A 19,226-nucleotide genomic window follows, 5' to 3' on the forward strand; every position below is an offset into this window, starting at 1 on the left:
ATGTCCTTTTTTAGATACAAAAAAACCGCGTAAAGCGGTGCGGTGTCTAGGATGAGAGTGTGAGGAAGGTGTTAGCCTGGTCTAATTCGGTTTTTGAACTTATCGCCTAATGACTTGGCGCCACTGTATGTGCTTTTTCCAGCTTGGGTTGCAGCCCCTGCGCCACCTTTAGCTGCGTTGCTTAAGCTTCGCATTCCCATCCCCATATTGCTAACTAAGCCGTTAATACCAACGCCACCCGATAGGGATGAACAGAACACAGGTATTTGGACAGAGATTAAGATGCAGCAACCAAATAAGATAAACATTACGAAGATACTACTTAGGGTCATTTTGTCTTCACCATTAAATACTATGTATTCGATAGTTTGGGTGAAAATGCTGAACGCTAAGGGGTAAACAATGGTTAAAAGTACATAATTCAAGCATTGACCACTCCATGTCTTGAACATGTCTCGTGTTGAGGGAAAGAAAGCGAACATGATAAATAGTGGGCCAAGTATAAGTAAGAAGCTGACCATGACCTTGGCAATTAATAGGTATGCCGTAGCTACAAGTAAAAAGGGCATATACCCTAGTAAGATTAAGCAAGCTGAGAAGATAAAAAGTATAGAGCGAGACCACGAGTCGGTTAATCCAAAATTTGCTTGCTCCCATACTGCACTGAATTGCTTCAACATGGTCTCAAACATAGTCTGCAAACTCCCGCTTCCTGTACTCCCAAGTAGTGAGCTAGAAATATCATCTCCCGAGTAGTACACCATAGGAACTATGCTGTTTAAGTACCGCGAGGTGTTAAGCGCTACAGTAGTACAGAATGCTAATGAAGCCATGAATTTTAACGACTCCATTATCAACATGTTTTCAGCATCATAGAGCGCCTGAAATGCAAGGTAGATAGCATATAAAACAACGCACGCCCCAATTAGGGGCGTGATAGTGGCTGCAAATACACCAACGAAGCTGGCGATATTTTGCTGTGTTATTTGATGAACGAAGTCGAAAAGCAGGTCAAACATAGAGCCTCCTAATAGGAAATACCATCCCCATTCGTAAATTGGTCAAAACTATTTTCAAGCAGAGCTTTTCGAGCGTTTTTGCAGTTCTCGTTTGGTGTAGCCGAGCTTTTCTCACACTCACTATGAACTGTTTTAGCTTCTTCTAAGTGCTGCGAGTAATATTCGGTAGTTTTTGTTTCATTCCCACAACCAGCAAGAGTTGCAGACACGAAAAGAAGGGATATTAGCTTTTTCATTAGTAACTCCTTATTAAAATTTAATGCCATCACCATTCGTAAAGGCATTGTACTGCTTGTTAAGTTGTTGCTCGTTTTCAAGTTGTTTCCGGCGTTCTAGCATATCTGACATTGAATCCATCATGCGTTGCTCGTTTTGCATCCGCATAGTTTCAAAGTTGATGCTGTTCGCTAAGTCTTCTTTGGCTGCTGGTGTTGTTGCTGTGCCAAACTGATTGAGTAGACGACTCATTCGTTCGTTACGTTCATTGCTGCGCTCATAAAGCATTTCCTGAAAACGAAGTTGTTTCAGTTGCGTATCATAGCGCCTCTGTATCACGGGGTCGTCGGAATAAAGGTCAAATTCAGAACGTAAGTCGGATATATCATCAACTGCTTCATACAAATCACTGTATGCACTGAGGTCGATCACATCGTTTAAGTTCGGGTCACTGAGTATTTCTTCGAATCCATAGTGACCTTCGACCATCGATTTATAATGCTCCGCTTGGCTTTTGAGTTGATTAAGGCGGTTGCGAGCTTCGCTTATCGACTGCGTAAACTCTTGAGCTCGCTGCGCACTATCAATCACCATTTGAGTAATACCCGCAACGTCAACAACGGGGATACCTGATGCTTGTGTTGAGGCGTTCAATGCTAATGCAATGCATAGGGCAAGCGTGGTTCGTTTAAGCATGGTTATCTCCTTTTCAGTAGTTCAGGTATCCACAAATCAGGATCATGGCCTACCTCTGCGCGAATGGTTTCACACAGCACAATATCATCAGTAGAGCCTGAGATAATCGGTAGGAACTCATCAAAGCCACCTAAATCCAGCTTTGCAAAACAACTGGTGTTCGATTGCTTAATGAGCATGGTTCGGCTTTGTTTATCGAGCGCCTTGAGCTTATCGAACTCACCTTTGGTCAGGTTGCATTGCTTGTAAGCGTCATACTCTGCATCAGGGTTAGGCAAGTACACTTTGGTTGCTGTTTGTTGGACGATCGCAGGGAAGATTTCACAATGAATCGCATCTTCTGGTGACTGTGATGACAGCACCATAAATTCATTCATTAAACGTCCAGTCTTTAACGTTCGCTTCATCACCGCTTGGGTGAGAGGAAAGTTCGCTGGCATCCAGAACTCTTCCACAATGGTTTGCAGTAACTTGCCGGACTCTTGTATTAGCTCTTTTAAGAAGAACAAACAGGCAAGAATGGGCTCACTAGCAGGATGAACATGGCCGCTTGAATCCTTCTCTAGTAGCAGAGTTGAATCAAAGCCAATGCGATCCATTGTTTTTGGGTTGAACTGGTTATGAGGTGAGTCTAAACACCAAGCGAGCTTACCGTTTTCACTGCGACACCATTTGCTGAGCCTCATGCGCAAATCCGGATTTTGAATGGATTGCAGCATCATACTGAGGCCGCGCATTGGCGCGTTAAAGGTCATCACGCTGTCTATCGCGTCTTTGATTTCCTGCTCATCATGAGCGCTGATGTGCCCTTGTGAGTCTTGCGCCAAGCGGCAAACAAGATGGTTTAAGAAGCTAACGAGTTTTGGTGACTGCTCCAATTGGAAAGGGTTGATGCCTGTATCTTCGCCTTCCTTAATCGAAAAGTATTCACCACCAAACGCTCGAATAAACAGCTCGGTAGAGCGTTTATAGTCGATACAAAAGATTTGCTGATCAAAGCGAGTGAAAAAGCCAGTAAGTGTGGCCTCTAGCGTGGTTTTACCAGAGCCCGAAGCTCCGAGGAGCATGGTGTGTCCTGTGCTCTTTTCTCCCGTATTGTTTTTGCCTATTGTCGAGGCATGACAGTTAAAGTGGAACAGGGAGTTAGACAGCGTTTTTAAAGGAATGATAGCGCTGCCATCACCAACCGGATTGCCTATTGCTTTGCCTGTTGAGTAGTTATGCAGTGACCACGTCGAGACAAGGTTAGTAATAGTTCGTGGAGAGGGTTTGATGCGCATCTTTGACGCGGGAAGGGCGCTTAAAAACGAGAACTGAGACTTGAGGTTCGAACGCTTTAATACCGTGCCTTTAGCTAGGAACTGACCATTTAAGTCAGCACTATCTATTATCACTTTATCTGGTGAGTCACTAATAACGACCAGAGATGCGTGATAGTCTCCAAAACTGACCGCGCCAGAAGCAACATAGTCTCGCGCCGCTTGCAGCTCTTCTAATTCATGTTCCGCGTTGTCACTGGACTCAATGAAGTTGACTTGCCTGTCTATTATCTTTTGAGCTTTGAGGGACTGCATGAAGATCATGGACTGAGTCAGAATAAATTCAGTTGGTTGACTTAAGACAAAATCCCACATCCCCATTTCTGTTGCGATTGGCAGGGCGTCAAGCTCGAAGAAGGTGGCGAACTTGGTGGTCTCGTTGTTCGCATTGCGAACTTCGAGCAAGTCGTGACCGAAGTGCCAATCACTATGACCGATATAATTGCGCACTTTTTCTGACGTAAGTGGCTTAGGTTGGTCGTTGTAGTTGAGTAGGTAAGAAAGAAATTCAACGTGTTCACAGCGGTGATCATCACCAACTTCAAGTACTTCACTATCAAAACGCCTTAATGCGGCTGAAACCGTCTTGAGAATATCACCAAGCTCATCTTCTCCTTCGGTGAGTGTGCCTTTGTAGTTGAGCACAAAGGTGATGTAGTAACGGACACTGAAAAAATCCTCACCGGAAAAGTCTTGCAAATAACGATCAGAAAAGCGCTGCATGAAGTCGCTCTTGAAGCTGTAGTTGGCTTCAAAACGTTCTTTGCGTTTGATGATGTGTGTCCAAATAGCAAGTTGACTACCGTACTTTTTAGCGAGGGTGCTAAGGATGTTTTTCACGAGCTCAAAGGAAGGTTTGAGCGTGTTGTAAGATTCTGACTCGAAAGGTATCCCGTTAAGGCTTATGGTTGCCATGATTTTGGAGTCATCCAAAGAAAGCATGGTTCGATTGATTGGGTAACCATAAGCAGGGAGGTCAGTCAGGGGTATTGTTTTTAAACCATTCGCTGACATGTTGCTTTCTCCTGAATGGGTGATTATCGATAGAAGTGAATGAAATGGTGTTGGACTGGCAGCGAAGGCGAGTTAAAAAGCCTTTTACCTCCCATTTCATTTCATCGATGGCTCGGCTGTCTTCCTCGCTGCGAACGCGGATATACAGTAGTCCTAAAGCAATAAAGGCTGGAAAAATCAGCCCTTTTACTCCGAAGAAACTCAGCCCAAGCCAACCAGTCAGCAGCATCAACAACATCCCTGTAATGAGAGGGATGATAGGTATCCCTAGCATGAGTGGTTTGCGAGCCAGTGAGTTATAACTGGCGTATTGATCTCGTTCTTCGTCATACATGATTAGCTTCCCCAAATAGACCAAGCGTAAGCAACTGCCGCGACGATACCGCCAGCGCCTGCCGCTTTAGCGATACTGATGCCCACATCCCCCCACGTTTTTTTCTCAGCCAAGGCCATGATGACCATGTAGGTACTATATAGAAAGACGGCTGAGCCTAAGAGTTTGTATGCCCATGCTGCGACTTCATCTACCCAGTTCGTTGCCTCATCCAAGCCTCCTGCGGCGATAGCTGGATGGCAAAAAAGAACAAGCATCATGGCGATGAATGCCACTTTTAGGCTGTTGTATGTTTGCGTGTTTGAATTAAGTGCTTGCATTGAATATTTCCTTATTAATTAGAGAAGTCACCAAAGACATCCCATAAATGGGCTTGCTTTGGTGGTGTTGGTTTTGAAGGTTGAGAAGACTCAAAGGGTGAGCTGTAAGATTCAGTAATGGTGTTGGAGGGAAGTTTCTTTGCTTGGTTGAATTTCTCAACGTAGCTCAGTCCTTTTTCTCTTTCACCTTGATAGCCTCGTGTGAAGTTATTGGAGTAATAACAAGAGGCGGCATCATCAAGTAGTTGTTGGTGTGCCTTGTTTGGTACTTGCGCTTTTGCGCGGTGGTAACACTTAGCGTAAATATCCGCTCCGACCTCAATGCTTTTACAAGCGTCAAATGCGGTTTCGATAGTCATGCCATAGGCGGGAAAGTTCTCTTTGTAGATTTGCATCAATCCCAAGCTGTACTTAAAGCCTTGCTTCTCTAGATCGGTTGCAATTTGGATGGCTTCTAGTTTGGTCTTAGGTTGATTGATAGGTTTAGCTCCAACTACAGCGATAGCGTAGGGATTACGAGAGCTTTCATTATCGATGAGACGTTTGAGAATGCTTGCGTCAACTTGGCTTTGGCAGGTATTGAGTAGAGGGATTAACGCGCTCAACTCAAGGAGCATGTTTTTCCTCCTGTACGACACCAACCGCTGATATGGTTGGGTATCGTTTTAAGTGGTCTTTTAAACGGATCGAATATTCGTCAACCAAGGTTTTCACTTTGTAATTACCTCGATACAGGCAAGGTACAACGCTTTTTCTTACCCTGATAGGGATCTTAATGGACGTTTTAAACACTATCTCATCAAGCTTGTTTTGTGGGCTGTGATGAAATCGTTGTACGTGGTCAATTAAGCGAAGGGAAGCTTCCTTTTTTAAGGAGCGAAAAGAGCGTTGAGAGGCTTGGTTGAGAAGATCGTATGTTTGTTGGTCGAGGGTGAGTTTTCCCTCTATGAGCTCTTTGTTATCCATGTGAGACTCCTTTCGTCCCAAGATTGGATCTTCTGGATTAAAAAAACGCTATGCTTTAGCGCGAGGGGGCATGTGTCGGTCGAACTTAGTCAGATGGTCACTTAAACGGAAGCTTGCTTCTTGCCGTTTTGTTCGCTTGTTGAACTCGGCAGATTCCTCTAGTTTTTGGTTGGTTTCAGAGTCCATATCGAACCAAATTCCAGTTGTATCTTTTTCTGCGTTTTGTAGCATTTCATTTACCTCATTGCTAAGAACTCACGAGCGTGAAACCGTCTGAAGTGATTACGTGTTCGCTCTAGTTCAATGTCATGTAACGTTCGTTCTTTTGTTGCTTTATCGACCTTTGATTGAGTTCTTAGGTAGCGATAAGAACGAAACTGTTTGAGTTTTTCGGTCATAATTTTTTCTCCTTACGAGAATGCTCTTTCACTTTCATCGGCTCAGAGCAAAACCGAACCCAGCCCGTTTGCGAGACGTCGGGTGTGTTTGGGGAATATTTCTCTCCACTAAGTGTTTAGTGGGGCTTCCCCGTCGATAAAACTGATGCAGTGGAGCACGTTTCCAACGTTCTGTTGCGGCGTTTTATCTGCCTAGGCACAAATTAACAAAGAGCAAAGTTTGTATGTATATTTATACATATGTTTTTCAGTTGGTGTCAAAGTTAAGGACACCAATTTTGTGTACAGTAGTTCACAGTTCTCATATTCTATTTGAATGATGGTTTTATTGTAACTTATTGAATTTTAAGGGTTATGGCTTGAGTCGTGTCAAGGTCGACTTTTGTCGGTTACTGTCGGTCTTAGAAAAAACCAGGGGGGAAGGAGGCGTTGAAGTAATTGTCAGATGTTTTACTATTTCGATATCTAATGTTCAGAACCTTCTAGACTCTAAAGCATCAGATTTAGTGGCGGCATTCGTGGCGGCACTCGTCATTTTAGGTCGGTTTTTATCGGTTATTTTGGTGTTTAACTACTGTGTTTATGAACAGTTAATTTTAAATAACATATTGATTTAAAAGTGTTTCATTGTTTTTTTATGAAATCCAACGGATAAACTTCATAATGATCCCTTGATGTTCAGTGGATGAGTGTCCTTGTATATCATGCAACGAACTTACGTAACGAAGTCGTTGAGCGTAGAAAGCCGTTGCATGAAAGGGCGTAGTCTATCAGGTGTTTGGTTTTGACAAAACCATGTATTTTATGAGGAAAACAGACGTTTTGCCCAACCCAATAGCCCAATTGCTTTTACTGGGTTAGCTTCTTTACCAAGATAGAAACTCTGCATTAAATCGGTACGAAAAGCATCCAAATCCATGCGCTTAATCATTAACTCATGTTGCAGGATATTTTGCGTTTGTTCTGCATGGTCATGAGCAAGGCTAAAATCCATATTTAGATAGCCTTGGGTGTATAGCCATAAATGCGTCACCAGTACTAAGTCTTCGGCCGACTGATTGGTGAACTTTTCCGCGTGCTCTTCACCAAGCGTGTCGTTCAACACTTGCTGCATGTGGTGAGTGGAGGTGGCATGTTGTTCATACAGGGCGCTGGCTTCGATGTGAGATTTAGTCAAAAGCCCAAGCATATGCAGCGCAGGGGCTGTGTCAGGCTTGTTTTCACATACTCTAATGAACAATGGGGCTTGTTCTTTTGTCCAACGTCGTCTTGCAGCCTTATGCTCATTAACGAAGGGAATGTTTTTGAACCCCATTTCTTGGATCAGTTCATTAAGAGGCGTCATTACTTTGCAATTCCTTCACCGTCACTTCGACGTGTTGTTCGTTAATATCAACGAAAATAGAGGTGCCGGTAATCATAACAGATAGGCTAGTGCCACGGTCAAGGTGTTGTGAAATCAAGTCGATAGCATCGTAGTCAAGGCTTGCCACATCCACTGGAAGCATGCCAAATTTGCCCGCCATCTTATCCCACCAAACGGAGGCTTTGGTGTTGTAGGTATAGACTTTTACTTTCTTAGCCAAACGGGTCGCTTTCTTGATGCGATCTGGTTCTGGTTCGCCAATCTCAATCCAGTGAGTGATAGATTGGTCGTCCTCTACACGCCACAAATCTGGTTCTTCTGTTGTAGATAGACCCTTAGTGAACTCAAGATCATCTTGTGCATTCAAGCAGTAGGCGAAAATACGAGCCAACATGCGCTGTGGCTTTTCAGAAGGGTGAAGGGCGATAGTAAGATTTTTTGAATCGTAGTAATCGTTGTTCATATCAGAGATTGCGATACGAAACTTGTAAATTGTTGGTTTTAGAGCCATAGGAAGTATCGATAAATGAAGGGCAAAAAAATAGCCAGCTAAAAGCTGGCTACCATATCAAAATCTTAAAGGATTAAACTAGAGTGATTTTCTCAGCTTGTGGACCTTTTTGACCTTGAGTGATTTCGAATTCTACTTTCTGACCTTCAACAAGCGTACGGAAGCCGTCACCTTGGATTGCAGAGAAGTGAGCGAAAACGTCAGGACCGTTTTCTTGTTGGATGAAACCGAAGCCTTTAGTTTCGTTGAACCACTTAACTGTACCAGTAGCTTTGTTAGACATGTCTATTTCCTAAATATCTAATTTTATGTAAATCTTCGCCTAATCGGCGCTTATAGCGTGGAAAAATAAATTGCTATTGCGTACCACAGGACGGGGGAGTTACGAGTAATCCAACGAAATGTGAAAACAAAGAACTTTCTTTCTAGCCGTGTTCGAGTCTAGGTTAATTACGGGTATAGTCAACATATATCGACCCATCAAGGGCAAATATTTGTATCTAGTCACTTTTTATACGGTGTATTTTTGATGAATTTTCAAATAAATGACGTTGTTGTGAAGTTTTTGGAGAATAAAATGAATTTTATTATACAAATTTGACTATTTCCCCTAATTATTGTCCAATCTGGTTCGACCATTAAGGAGGAAGTATGGTAAAGAACAAATCTAATCCTCAGCCAAATGAATTGAATCAAGATACCGAGTTTGGCAGAGGGGAAATCAAAGACAACGCACTTAAAGCTGTCGTCACTAGTCAACTGTTTAGAACGCGGGTTGTGAAAGCCAAAAAAGGCAAAGGCAGCTTCAATCGGAAAGCAAAACATAGAGGCAAAGAGCCCTATTCAAAGTTCTCACTAAAGTGGATTTTGAATAGGGCTTTTTTCTTATCTGAAGGTGATGGCGAGAGGGGGTTTTAGCGTTCTATTTTTGGAGAGTAAATTGAGTAAGCCGTGATTTGCCCCGCAACGATAGCAGAGAACATAAACAGCGCAGACAGACCAATACTTGGAATGGGTAAAATAGATTGTTCAAACACGGATTGGCTTGCGCTTACTAAGACGCGGCTACCTGGAACCAAAATGATGATGCCTTGAACAATGTAGATAGAGCCAGTCAGTTCCATCTTTTTCGCAATCCAAGTTCCGTATAATGTAATCAGAACTGTAGTTACCCAAGTCCCCACAACCCAGCCACTTTCGAAACCAAGATAAAAAGGTCCCCACATGCCCAGCATTGCAACGGGTAAGCCAAGCAGAATGTCGATAGGGCGAGCGTTAAAGATCACTCCAAGGCTGGCGGAAATTAAGAATAGTCCGCTGATGTGCATCCAAATCGGGATTTCATTGGTGTAGGCGATGGATTGCGCTTGTCCCCAAATGGCTTCACCGATATTGAGCCCCATGGTGATGCCAACAAACAACTTGATCAACGTAAGAGCGCATTGCCCCAATAAACTGGTCCCTGATACCAAATCATTAAATGCGAGACATTCAAGGGAGTTAGCGATGGAGAGTCCGGGTACAAATAAGACAATCGTTGCGATACATAGCGCCCAAACAGGGATCGGCAGTCCAGTGCTGGACAGGTACGCAACAATAATACCTGTGAACAAAGCTGCAATGAACTCAACTGCAATTGCACGTCTCGCTCGGCAAACTTGCTGGCATCCCCAGACCATAAAACCAAGAATAAAAGCAAAGCCGACCGCTTCTAAAGTACTGCCGACCAGCATCAAGTACGCGGGTGGAATGCCCATATTCGCCAATGCAATAACCCATGAAGGATATCCAGCAGGCTCTGGGACGGGTTCGCAACTCGGTTGGTTGATTCGAATGATGGTGTTAGCTAGCAAACTTAAGTTGATTGAAGCTGGTTTCAAGCGCTTGAGTACCACTGCATTGTTATCATCTGGAAATTGATAATTGATCGCGGTTGGCGTGGCTTGAATCATCACATCCACGCCATGTTTTTGCGCGTAGTGCTGAGTGTATTTCTCTACTTTGTATGGCGCACAGCCACTACGATGCAGCGTATCGCCAATTTCGATGATTTTGTTAATTCTATATTGAGAAGGCATGGCGAAAGCGAAAATTTCGAGTCACAAAAAAATTGCGCGTAAGTTAACAAAGTGATTCTTGTCGAGCGAATAATCATTAACTTTTTTGTGTGATTTTGTGGACTGTGTCAGGTGTTACTCATGTCGCTAAAAGGCTCAACCCAGAGAAACCCGGAGTTTCGAACTTTTATTCATATTAAATTCATAACAATTCGTGATGATTTTATAAAATAATCTAATGTAAAAGTGCCATTTTTCAGTGTAAAGGTACTAATTTAGATTCATATCAATAAGAGTTGCTACCTAAAGAAAGAACCTCTGCTATACCTTTAGTTCTATTTAAGTCTTAGATAGCCCTTTAGGGTAGGTTAGTGAGAAGTAGGTATGACCTTCATGCGTTATAGTACTAATGATTGGAAAAACACAATATTTGGCATGTTGCTGCTGCTTATTGTTGCGTTCCATTCCAGCGCAGTCTACGGGCACGAAACTAAGCAAGGTACCTTGGTTGTTGCTAATTCAAAAGCATGGAAACCCTTCTCATACCTTACGCCAGACGGCGAGCCGCAAGGCATCTTAATTGACTTCTGGCGCGAGTACTCCGTTCGAAATGATGTTCATGTGAAATTTCTTTTGCTTGACTGGGAAGAATCTTTACTAGCAGTAAAAGAGGGACGAGCAGATATCCATGCTGGATTGATATTTTCTGCAGAGCGCAGCCAGTATCTGAACTTTGGCACAGTGATTATGCCTATCGATACTCAACTTTATGTAAACAGTGACCTGTTAGGAATTGACGTGGAATCGGTGCTGAAAGGTGAGTCGGCAATGGAAGTTGGTTTGGTGAAAGGAGGATACGAAGAGACTTTCGTTCGTAAACGCTACCCGAACGCGGCAATACGGTTGTTTTCGAATAATGATGCGTTGCTAACAGCGGTTACGAATAAGCAAATTTTTCTGTTTGTCGCTGATACCCAGGTATCCAATTTCTACATGGCAACAACACCTGACTCGGTGACTTTCTTACCTGCATTGCATCTTTACAGCAAAGATTTAAGAATCGCGACGGGTGACAGCAGTGCAAAGTCGATTGAAGAGGTATCGAGGAATTTTGAGATAGTCATGGAGGCAAATAAGGACCGGATCCTCAGTCGTTGGATTCATGTTAAAACCGTCTATCCAGCGTATCTTGCTCCACTTGCTGTTTTTGCGCTGATTATTGCTGCCATGTTCCATATTTTTTCACTTAAGCGTACGGTTGCTTTGCGTACTCGGCAACTCACTATGGCGAATCAACAGCTTTTTGAGCTTACCCTGACTGACCCTCTCACTAAGCTTTATAATCGACGTCACTTGATAGAAAGGTTGGCGACGTTAAGTACAGTAAAAAGAAACCTGACCGTAATGGTGTTTGATATTGATGACTTTAAATCCATCAATGATCAATTTGGACATTTGGTTGGGGATCAAGCTATTGTTGCTGTCGGGAATACAGCAAGATCTGTCATCGATGAAAGAATGACTTTAGCGCGCATTGGTGGTGAAGAGTTTGCCTTAGTAACGGCTTCGCTCTCTGCTGAGGAAGCAGAAGCTCTTGCTCGTACAATTTGCACCCAAGTAAATTGCGCACCAGTGACCTTAGATGGACAAACGATTAGCATGAGTATCAGTTTAGGGTGCGCGTATTATCCAAAATTTGATGAACAACCAAGCCTGCAAAATGCTGATCAACTTATGTATCGTGGGAAAGCCAGTGGCAAGAATCGTGCGGTGTTCCAAATTATCAACAGAAACAAAGTGGAACCATTACTTCGTAAAGCTCAGTAAAACTTTGAGCGTGCTCTCGCTGACCTTCATCCTCTCCTTGCTATACTGATTTGAACTCCCTGTTTTTATTGTCATTTCTGACGCAAATAGTGTTGGATTTCAGTGTCGAGGATGGTTATGCGTACTGCTTTGTTATCTCTATTGTGTTGGTCCATTTCATTTACTGCTGTGGCTGAAAGTGCTTTTGATATCGTGCAAAAGTCAGATCAAGCAATGCGCGGTGATTCCAGTTATACCGAATCTACAATGGAGATCATTCGTCCTGATTGGACTCGGTCGATGACCATGAAGAGTTGGACAAAAGGGACGGATTTGTCTTTGGTGTTGGTTACGGCGCCAGCCAAAGATAAGGGCAGCGCTTCTCTAAAACGACAGAGGGAAATGTGGAATTGGGTGCCGAGTATTGAACGCGTCATCAAAATTGCGCCATCTATGTTGAGCCAATCGTGGATGGGCTCTGACTTCACCAATGATGACTTGATAAACCAGTCCTCTATCGTGGTCGATTATCAACATGAATTAAAAGGCGAGGATACGTTTGATGGCGACAAGGTTTGGGTGATAGACGCCGTTGCTAAGCCCGATGCTCCTGTGGTTTGGAGCAAAGTAACGTTGTGGATTTCCAAATCGACCTTCCTACAGCGCAAAGTGGAATTCTACGATGAGTTTGATGAGCGAGTGAACGTGATGACGACTTATGACGTGAAAGAGCTCGGCGGGAGAAAATTAGCGACCAGAATGGAAATGCAGCCGCTTGATAAGCCAGAGAACAAAACCGTACTCATCACCCACCAAGCGCAGTTTGATTTCGATATCGATGACAGTTTTTTCTCTCAGCAACAGATGAAATCGCTGCGCGACTAAGTTTGGATAAATGAACGACTAAAAGAAGAAACGGATCATCAAACATCAACGGTAGGAAGCGAATCAATGCTTGTGAAACTGGCTTGGCGAAACCTCTGGCGACAAAAACGCAGGACACTACTGACGGCGTCTGCGTTGGCATTGGTGCTGTTTCTTTCGCTTATTACGCGAGCGTTTCAAGAAGGCAGTTATACGTCCAATATCAAAAATGCCGCCAAGTTTTATACGGGTCTGATTCAACTGCAAAACCCCGAGTTTGGTGACTCTTCCAGCATTGATGATGTCTTGCCGCAAACCAACACCTTCATTTCGGCGGCGAAAAACAATCCCAACATTGATGTGGTATTACCTCGGATAGAGTCTTTTGCTTTAGCCGCAAAAGATGAACGCTCAAAAGGCGTGATGGTACTAGGCGTTGAGCCTGAAGCTGAAGATCAGTACTCCAATATCAGCGACAAATTGATTGAGGGAAGCTACATCCAATCAGGGCAAAAATCAGTGCTAGTCGGTGGTGGTTTAGCCAATTATTTGCAACTCAAGGTTGGCGATGAATTGGTGCTTTACGGCGCCGGTTATCGAGGACAGACCGCGGCAGGTTTGTATCAAATCTCGGGCATTCTTCATTTCCCTTTGCAGCAGCTTGATTCTCAGTTGGTTTACATGCCGCTCGATACTGCGCAAAGCCTGTATTCATTGGATGACCAAGTCACCGCATGGGTTTTAAATACGGAGAGTTTAAGAGCTTTACCTAATACCGTTGAACGGCTTAAAGCCGAGTATGGCAAAAATGTCGCCGTGAAAGATTGGAAGGAGCTGTCGCCAGAGATGGCACAACAAATCGCCTTAGATAAAGCGGGCGGTATTTTCTTGATTTATATTCTCTACGGCATTGTTGGTTTTGGCTTGTTTGCGACTATCTTGATGACAACATTAGAACGCCAACGTGAGTTCGCAGTCATGCTGGCAACCGGAATGCTGCGCTCCAAGCTCGTCCTTCTGCTCACGATAGAGTCTCTGTTTATGTCCGTCATTGGCATCCTTATTGGGCTTATCGTGAGTGCTCCTGTGTTGGGGTATTTCTACTTTAATCCAATCGAAATTACCGGCGATGCTGCCAAGCTCATGCGGGAAAGTGGTTTTGAACCTATCGTGCCCGTTTCGCTCGATCCACATTTACTGCTCAATCAAATCGTAGTCGTGCTGTTGATTCTTTTGTTGTGTTTGCTTTATCCAATGGTTCGCATGTTTCGAATGCCTATTGCAGCAGGGTTAAAAGGAGGTGCTCATGCTGGTTAAGTTGGCTTGGCGTAACTTGTGGCGCAACAAGTTGAGAACCTCAATCATGCTCGGAGCTATGGTATTTGGCTTGATGGGCGTGGTTGCCATGATGGGATTCATGAATGGCTTGGTCGATAGCATGATTAAGAACGCCATCTCTTGGCAAACCAGTCATTTGCAGATCCAGCAAAAGTCCTACTTAATCAATCCAGAGCTAAAAGATGTGATTCCCGATGCGGAAAAGATAAGCAAAGTGTTGGCGAGTAACCGAGAAGTGAAAGCCATTTCTGAGCGATTTCTAGCAGATGGCATGATAGCGTCGGCGCGCAGCACTCGTGGTATTCGCATCAACGGCGTTAATATCGAGCAAGAGCAAAACATCACGCCACTCTCGAAACATATTGTCGACGGAGAATGGCTGAGCGAAGAAGGCAGAAATCCGATTTTGGTATCAAGAAAGATAGCCGAACGCTTGAAGCTACGTGTCGGCTCCAAAGTGGTACTCACTCTGTCTGATGTGAACGGGGAGGTTGCAGGGGCGGCATTTCGTATTCGAGGTATATTCAAAACACCATCGACAGGATTTGATGACGGGAATGTTTACGTCCGAAAAGCAGATCTTGAAAAGGTCGCGGGGCTGAGTGGCACACACGAAATCGCGATACTCCTTACTTCTAATAACGATACTGAGCTCAAGCAGATACTGGCGTTCACTCACTCTATTTTACCGCCGGAAAGTAAAGACTTGCTCAGTGTGAGACCTTGGCAGGAGATCCAACCTTTGCTTTCGACCATGATGAGTACGATGGATGTTTCCAACCAAGTGATGCTGGTGGTTTTTGTGCTGGCGATGACCCTTGGCATCATCAATATCATGCTGATGTCGGTATTTGAACGCACGCGAGAGTTCGGTGTGTTAATGGCTGTCGGGATGCAAAAACACAAGATACGCTTGTTGATCGTTTTCGAAACCTTGTTCCTCGGATTAAGCGGTTGTGCTCTTGGGTTACTCGGGAGTGCAATTATGCTTAAGGTGCTAAGTGTTACCGGATTGTCGCTGGCTGGCATGGCGGAAGGGCTAGGGGCTTATGGCGTGGATACCTTGCTTTATCCACGGGTATCAATAGCGGAATATCAAATGATCATTGTCGCGATTTTTGTTGCCAGCCTTATCGCAGCCTTGTATCCCGCACGACAAATTTTGAAGCATCGACCTGTGGATGCCATGGCGGAGAAAAGCTAATGACCATCAAACTAGAAAACCTAACTAAGATTTACAACGCCGATGGTGATTACCCTGTGCACGCAGTGCAGTCGGTAGACTTGGAGATTAAGCAGGGTGAATTTGTTGCGATTATGGGACCATCTGGTTCGGGAAAAACGACGTTGCTAAACATGATTGGCGGTATTGATGCCCCAAGCTCTGGCAAAGTGGAAATCGACGGTTGCATGATTTCATCGATGTCAGAAAAAGAACTGATTGCCTATCGTCGCGATAATATAGGCTTCATCTTCCAAGACTACAGTTTGTTACCTGTGTTAACCGCGCTTGAGAATGTGGAATTCGTCATGCAGCTGCAAGGTAAAACCGAGCGAGAGTGCCGTGAACGTGCGACGTCCTTACTTGAACAAGTGGGATTAGCGGAACAGATGAATAAGGTGCCAGGTAAAATGTCCGGCGGGCAGCAACAGCGTGTTGCGGTTGCTCGTGCTTTAGCGCCAAAGCCTCGTTTTGTCATGGCGGACGAACCTACTGCCAATCTAGACGCCAAAAGTACCGCGGAGTTGCTCGACATTATGGAGCAACTTAGCGAACAAGAGGGAACGACGTTTATTTTCTCGACCCACGATCCGCGAGTGATAAAACGTGCACACCGCATTATCGTATTTGAAGATGGTCGTTTAGCGCGTGATTTCAGTAATATTGATAATCGTGCAGAGAGGTCGCATGCATAGAGCTGTTTCCTATTTGTCTGCGACTTGCACCAAAGCTCTCCAATTCAATACCGGCTTGCTCAGAACAAAAGTAAATGCAGTGTTTATTAAGGCGTTAAGTCTTTCATTGCTGTATCTTCAGGCAGGTTCTGCCTTGTCTGCTGTCCCCGGATTAGAGCCTCAAAAGTCATGGGATTTGGATGGCTACATCAAATACATGGCAACCTACAGTGTTCCTGATGGCACTGATAATACGTTCGATAACCTGATACACAATCGACTTAACTTTGAATACCGTTTTTCCTCTAGCTGGCGTGTGAATGTTGGGCTTAGAAATCGAGCTCTTTGGGGCGATTCTACCGACTTTCCTGGCTATGCCGATTTGGTCGCGTTGGACTCTGGTTACATGGATTTAAGCAAAAACTGGCATGAAGATGATGTGGTCATTAACAGTCAGCTTGATCGTCTATATCTCACTTGGCAGCAAGATGACTGGGGAGCGCAACTAGGGCGCTTTCGTATCAATTGGTCGATGAATACGATATGGAATCCAAACGATATCTACAATGCGTATTCGATTTACGATTTTGACTATGAAGAGCGAGCAGGCACGGATGCGGTCATGCTGAGCAGAAAGCTGGGCTTTGCCGATGGGGTAGATTTGGTGTTTTCACCAGCTCGTCAGTCAGGGCAAGACAGTGCCTCACTGCGTTATTTCGCCAATCAATCGGGATGGGACTATCAGTTTATTGTTGGGCGAGCTCGGATGGATTACGTACTCGGCGCTGGTTTTGCAACGGATGTGTTTAATGCGGGTTTTCGTGGAGAGCTCACATGGTTTGATCCCATTGATCCAGAATTTGAGGGTGAACCGACCAAAAAGACCACGGTTGTCAGTATTGAATCGGATTACAGCTTTGGCGGCAAACGCAGCTGGATGGGGCGTGCGGCGTGGTTATTTATCTCTGAACCGCAAGATGCATCAAGCGCATTGGCGTATTTGAATCTTCCTCTTGATGCAAAAACGTTGAGCTTTACACGAAATACATGGTATGCCGATGTGAGCTTTGACTTAACGCCTCTAAACCGCGTCACGCTCTCAATCAGTTACTACGACGATCATTCCTATTTCCTTGGGATATCGAGTAACTACTCCCTCGCTAATGACTGGCAATTGCTCACGGTAATTCAAAGCTTTAACGGTAGCAGTGGTAGCTTGTTTGGCGAAGTACCTGCGACTTTGTTGTTTGCTAATGTAAAGTACAGTTTTTAAGCGTATGTTTTATAAGTGAATTTATTTAACTGTTAGTAAGTGAAGCTCTTCTATCAACTCTGATGTAAATACGATACTGAATGTTGCTCCATAAATCCCAACCCGCTCACGCTTTGACAGTTGAGTGCAGGGTTGATATGAAATTAAATGCAATTTCTTGGTAAAGCTAAAAAGCCTTGTCTACACTCAACGTAAAACGAATGTTATTCGTTGGGTGGCATATTAATTGAGCCACGGAGAAAAGTAGCCAAAGAGCTACACCAGTAAAGTTGGCTGATAAGGACGGGGAAATGAACAACGAGTGTTTTGCTAGGTCCCGAGGTGTCACGGATGAGATGCCAATGAAAGAAACGTTTTCTGCAGGTAAAGATCCTTACGCACATTACCTAAAAGACATCGTGGGGATTGATTTACTCTCTCGAGAAGATGAACTGCATTACGCCAAGCTTAATCGTGCGGGTGATAAAGAAGCGCGCGAGGTCATGATTGAGTCTAACTTACGTTTAGTGGTGAAAATTGCAAAAAGCTACTTAAAACGTACTGGTAACAACTTCACGCTGCTTGATTTGATTGAAGAAGGCAACATTGGCTTGATCAAAGCCATCGACAAGTATGATCCTGAGCCGGGTTATCGTTTTTCAACTTACGCAGTGTGGTGGATTCGCGAAAACATTGAAGCGGCATTAATGAATAACGGTCGCACAGTGCGTTTACCTGCTCACGTTTGTAAGGAGATAAATAGCCTTGCGTCGAAAAAGCATGATGCGAGCAAAACCATGAGCAAAGACATTTCGATTTCAGAGTTGTCCCATTGTTCAGGTGTAAAGGTAGAGCGTGTTGATGAGTTAGTCGCGTTGAGTGGCTTTATCGATGTTTCAACAACTGTCGACCTTAATCATGCGCCATTTGCGCTCGAACAGTGCGAAAGCGAATACACAACAGATCCACAGCAAGATTGCGAAGACCATTGCTTTACTCAAGCACTGGAACACGTCGTTAACACATTACCTGTGAAGTTACAGCAAGTGCTGATTCATCGCTTTGGCTTGTTTGAACATAATGTGAAAACATTAGCTGAAGTTGGGGACTTACTGAATATCTCTAACGAACGCGTGAGACAAATGCAGAAAGAGGCGGTAGAGCGAATACAAAAACGTCTTCGGTTTGATGGATGGGTGTAATACCAATCGTAGCAAATAAGTGATCAATCTAGCTGGTTAAAACGCTCGATAACGTCGTTTAAAATTTTAATTGTAGAATCACTACTTATCGAAAATTTTCGCCTTGTTCTCAAGCGTTTTTCCTGCGCTAACTTTGATCACCTACTTACTGTGATTGGTATAAACACCGATAAATAGCTTCTAAAAAGCCAGCGTCATTGCTGGCTTTTTTCTATCTGCGTGTTGCTCAGTTGGTCTTTGCTTGCTCTTCGGCAAAAAGCAGTAACTCAAGTTGTGCTTTCGCGGAGGGTTCGAGTGTCCAGATGCTCAACATGCGGTTAAGGGCAGCTCGATACACTCTGCTCTTGAGTAAGAAAGCCAGAGTGCTCGTGTAGTTGTTCACCACTTGAGTTTGTGTTGCCACTAACTCCGCTTTGTTTGCTATGTCGATTTGTTCGAGATTGAAATCAGGCAAAAATGCACACTCATACCACACCTCGACAATCTCGCGGATTTCGAGTTCTTCTTCAGGCACATCAAAGTCCTGCAATGCGTGGTTTTCCGGTATCGCTGATAAATAAACCACATCCAATTTGTCAGCAACAAATGTATACATCTGAATCCTAAATACCTCTAAATCTCGGTCGAATCATCTCTCTGGTTTATATCTTTG

General features: G+C 44.1%; 23 protein-coding genes. 8 read left to right on the forward strand and 15 right to left on the reverse strand.

What is annotated here, in order from left to right:
• Positions 1 to 71 precede the first annotated feature (71 nt).
• From OH459_RS17865 to OH459_RS17925, 13 genes are all read right to left on the reverse strand, one after another.
• Positions 72 to 1,019, reverse strand: coding sequence for a type IV secretion system protein (locus tag OH459_RS17865; protein ID WP_079325429.1), 948 nt, complete (start codon positions 1,017 to 1,019; stop codon positions 72 to 74).
• Positions 1,020 to 1,027: 8 nt separating this feature from the next.
• Positions 1,028 to 1,255 (reverse strand): EexN family lipoprotein, encoded by a 228-nt coding sequence (locus OH459_RS17870; RefSeq protein WP_047515459.1) that lies wholly within the window; start codon positions 1,253 to 1,255, stop codon positions 1,028 to 1,030.
• A gap of 13 nt (positions 1,256 to 1,268) precedes the next feature.
• Positions 1,269 to 1,931, reverse strand: coding sequence for a type IV secretion system protein (locus OH459_RS17875; protein ID WP_269987861.1), 663 nt, complete (start codon positions 1,929 to 1,931; stop codon positions 1,269 to 1,271).
• A gap of 2 nt (positions 1,932 to 1,933) precedes the next feature.
• Positions 1,934 to 4,264: a conjugal transfer protein TraE gene (locus tag OH459_RS17880; protein WP_079325431.1), complete on the reverse strand. Its 2,331-nt coding sequence runs from the start codon at positions 4,262 to 4,264 to the stop codon at positions 1,934 to 1,936.
• Positions 4,227 to 4,598 (reverse strand): hypothetical protein, encoded by a 372-nt coding sequence (locus OH459_RS17885; protein ID WP_050569153.1) that lies wholly within the window; start codon positions 4,596 to 4,598, stop codon positions 4,227 to 4,229. Before OH459_RS17885 ends, OH459_RS17880 begins: the two co-directional genes overlap by 38 nt.
• A gap of 2 nt (positions 4,599 to 4,600) precedes the next feature.
• Complete coding sequence (locus OH459_RS17890; protein WP_029790213.1) at positions 4,601 to 4,918, reverse strand: hypothetical protein; 318 nt, start codon at positions 4,916 to 4,918, stop codon at positions 4,601 to 4,603.
• A 14-nt stretch (positions 4,919 to 4,932) separates the two neighbouring features.
• Complete coding sequence (locus OH459_RS17895; RefSeq protein WP_047515463.1) at positions 4,933 to 5,535, reverse strand: lytic transglycosylase domain-containing protein; 603 nt, start codon at positions 5,533 to 5,535, stop codon at positions 4,933 to 4,935.
• Positions 5,525 to 5,884 carry a TraY domain-containing protein gene (locus tag OH459_RS17900; protein ID WP_029790216.1) on the reverse strand — a complete coding sequence of 120 codons (360 nt, stop codon included), beginning with the start codon at positions 5,882 to 5,884 and terminating at the stop codon, positions 5,525 to 5,527. Before OH459_RS17900 ends, OH459_RS17895 begins: the two co-directional genes overlap by 11 nt.
• A 48-nt stretch (positions 5,885 to 5,932) precedes the next feature.
• Positions 5,933 to 6,115, reverse strand: a complete 183-nt coding sequence (locus OH459_RS17905) for a TraY domain-containing protein (protein WP_079325433.1) — start codon at positions 6,113 to 6,115, stop codon at positions 5,933 to 5,935.
• A gap of 5 nt (positions 6,116 to 6,120) precedes the next feature.
• On the reverse strand, positions 6,121 to 6,282 hold the full coding sequence (locus OH459_RS17910) for a hypothetical protein (protein ID WP_162860697.1): 162 nt from the start codon (positions 6,280 to 6,282) through the stop codon (positions 6,121 to 6,123).
• Positions 6,283 to 7,084: 802 nt separating this feature from the next.
• Positions 7,085 to 7,627: a hypothetical protein gene (locus OH459_RS17915; protein WP_269987867.1), complete on the reverse strand. Its 543-nt coding sequence runs from the start codon at positions 7,625 to 7,627 to the stop codon at positions 7,085 to 7,087.
• Positions 7,614 to 8,159: a YaeQ family protein gene (locus tag OH459_RS17920; protein WP_005453677.1), complete on the reverse strand. Its 546-nt coding sequence runs from the start codon at positions 8,157 to 8,159 to the stop codon at positions 7,614 to 7,616. The genes OH459_RS17915 and OH459_RS17920 overlap by 14 nt, the downstream gene beginning before the upstream one ends.
• 73 nt (positions 8,160 to 8,232) lie before the next feature.
• The gene (locus OH459_RS17925; RefSeq protein WP_005433440.1) at positions 8,233 to 8,442 is read right to left on the reverse strand and encodes a cold-shock protein; all 210 of its coding nucleotides are present in this window, start codon (positions 8,440 to 8,442) and stop codon (positions 8,233 to 8,235) included.
• A 368-nt stretch (positions 8,443 to 8,810) separates the two neighbouring features.
• On the opposite strand from OH459_RS17925, the gene OH459_RS17930 reads away from it, so the two are divergent.
• Positions 8,811 to 9,077 carry an alternative ribosome-rescue factor A gene (locus tag OH459_RS17930; RefSeq protein ID WP_005453679.1) on the forward strand — a complete coding sequence of 89 codons (267 nt, stop codon included), beginning with the start codon at positions 8,811 to 8,813 and terminating at the stop codon, positions 9,075 to 9,077.
• Here the strand turns inward: OH459_RS17930 and OH459_RS17935 are convergent.
• The gene (locus tag OH459_RS17935; protein ID WP_269987872.1) at positions 9,074 to 10,237 is read right to left on the reverse strand and encodes a threonine/serine exporter family protein; all 1,164 of its coding nucleotides are present in this window, start codon (positions 10,235 to 10,237) and stop codon (positions 9,074 to 9,076) included. The two genes, OH459_RS17930 and OH459_RS17935, sit on opposite strands and share 4 nt — an antisense overlap.
• A gap of 363 nt (positions 10,238 to 10,600) precedes the next feature.
• On the opposite strand from OH459_RS17935, the gene OH459_RS17940 reads away from it, so the two are divergent.
• From OH459_RS17940 to OH459_RS17970, 7 genes are all read left to right on the forward strand, one after another.
• A complete protein-coding gene (locus tag OH459_RS17940) occupies positions 10,601 to 12,043 on the forward strand; it encodes a transporter substrate-binding domain-containing diguanylate cyclase (RefSeq protein ID WP_269987874.1) in 1,443 nt (480 codons plus the stop codon).
• Positions 12,044 to 12,160: 117 nt separating this feature from the next.
• Positions 12,161 to 12,907 (forward strand): outer membrane lipoprotein-sorting protein, encoded by a 747-nt coding sequence (locus OH459_RS17945; protein WP_269987876.1) that lies wholly within the window; start codon positions 12,161 to 12,163, stop codon positions 12,905 to 12,907.
• A 66-nt stretch (positions 12,908 to 12,973) separates the two neighbouring features.
• On the forward strand, positions 12,974 to 14,203 hold the full coding sequence (locus OH459_RS17950; protein ID WP_269987878.1) for an ABC transporter permease: 1,230 nt from the start codon (positions 12,974 to 12,976) through the stop codon (positions 14,201 to 14,203).
• Complete coding sequence (locus tag OH459_RS17955; protein WP_269987880.1) at positions 14,193 to 15,428, forward strand: ABC transporter permease; 1,236 nt, start codon at positions 14,193 to 14,195, stop codon at positions 15,426 to 15,428. The genes OH459_RS17950 and OH459_RS17955 overlap by 11 nt, the downstream gene beginning before the upstream one ends.
• Positions 15,428 to 16,141, forward strand: coding sequence for an ABC transporter ATP-binding protein (locus OH459_RS17960; RefSeq protein WP_009704729.1), 714 nt, complete (start codon positions 15,428 to 15,430; stop codon positions 16,139 to 16,141). The genes OH459_RS17955 and OH459_RS17960 overlap by 1 nt, the downstream gene beginning before the upstream one ends.
• On the forward strand, positions 16,134 to 17,393 hold the full coding sequence (locus tag OH459_RS17965; RefSeq protein WP_269987882.1) for a hypothetical protein: 1,260 nt from the start codon (positions 16,134 to 16,136) through the stop codon (positions 17,391 to 17,393). Before OH459_RS17960 ends, OH459_RS17965 begins: the two co-directional genes overlap by 8 nt.
• Positions 17,394 to 17,683: 290 nt before the next feature.
• Positions 17,684 to 18,574, forward strand: coding sequence for a sigma-70 family RNA polymerase sigma factor (locus OH459_RS17970; RefSeq protein WP_050903311.1), 891 nt, complete (start codon positions 17,684 to 17,686; stop codon positions 18,572 to 18,574).
• 226 nt (positions 18,575 to 18,800) lie between these two features.
• Here the strand turns inward: OH459_RS17970 and OH459_RS17975 are convergent, their stop codons facing one another.
• Positions 18,801 to 19,169, reverse strand: a complete 369-nt coding sequence (locus OH459_RS17975) for a hypothetical protein (RefSeq protein WP_005453700.1) — start codon at positions 19,167 to 19,169, stop codon at positions 18,801 to 18,803.
• Between the last annotated feature and the right edge of the window lie 57 nt (positions 19,170 to 19,226).

The sequence above is a fragment of the Vibrio sp. MM46 genome (assembly GCF_027587135.1).
In the GTDB taxonomy this organism is placed as follows: domain Bacteria; phylum Pseudomonadota; class Gammaproteobacteria; order Enterobacterales; family Vibrionaceae; genus Vibrio; species Vibrio harveyi.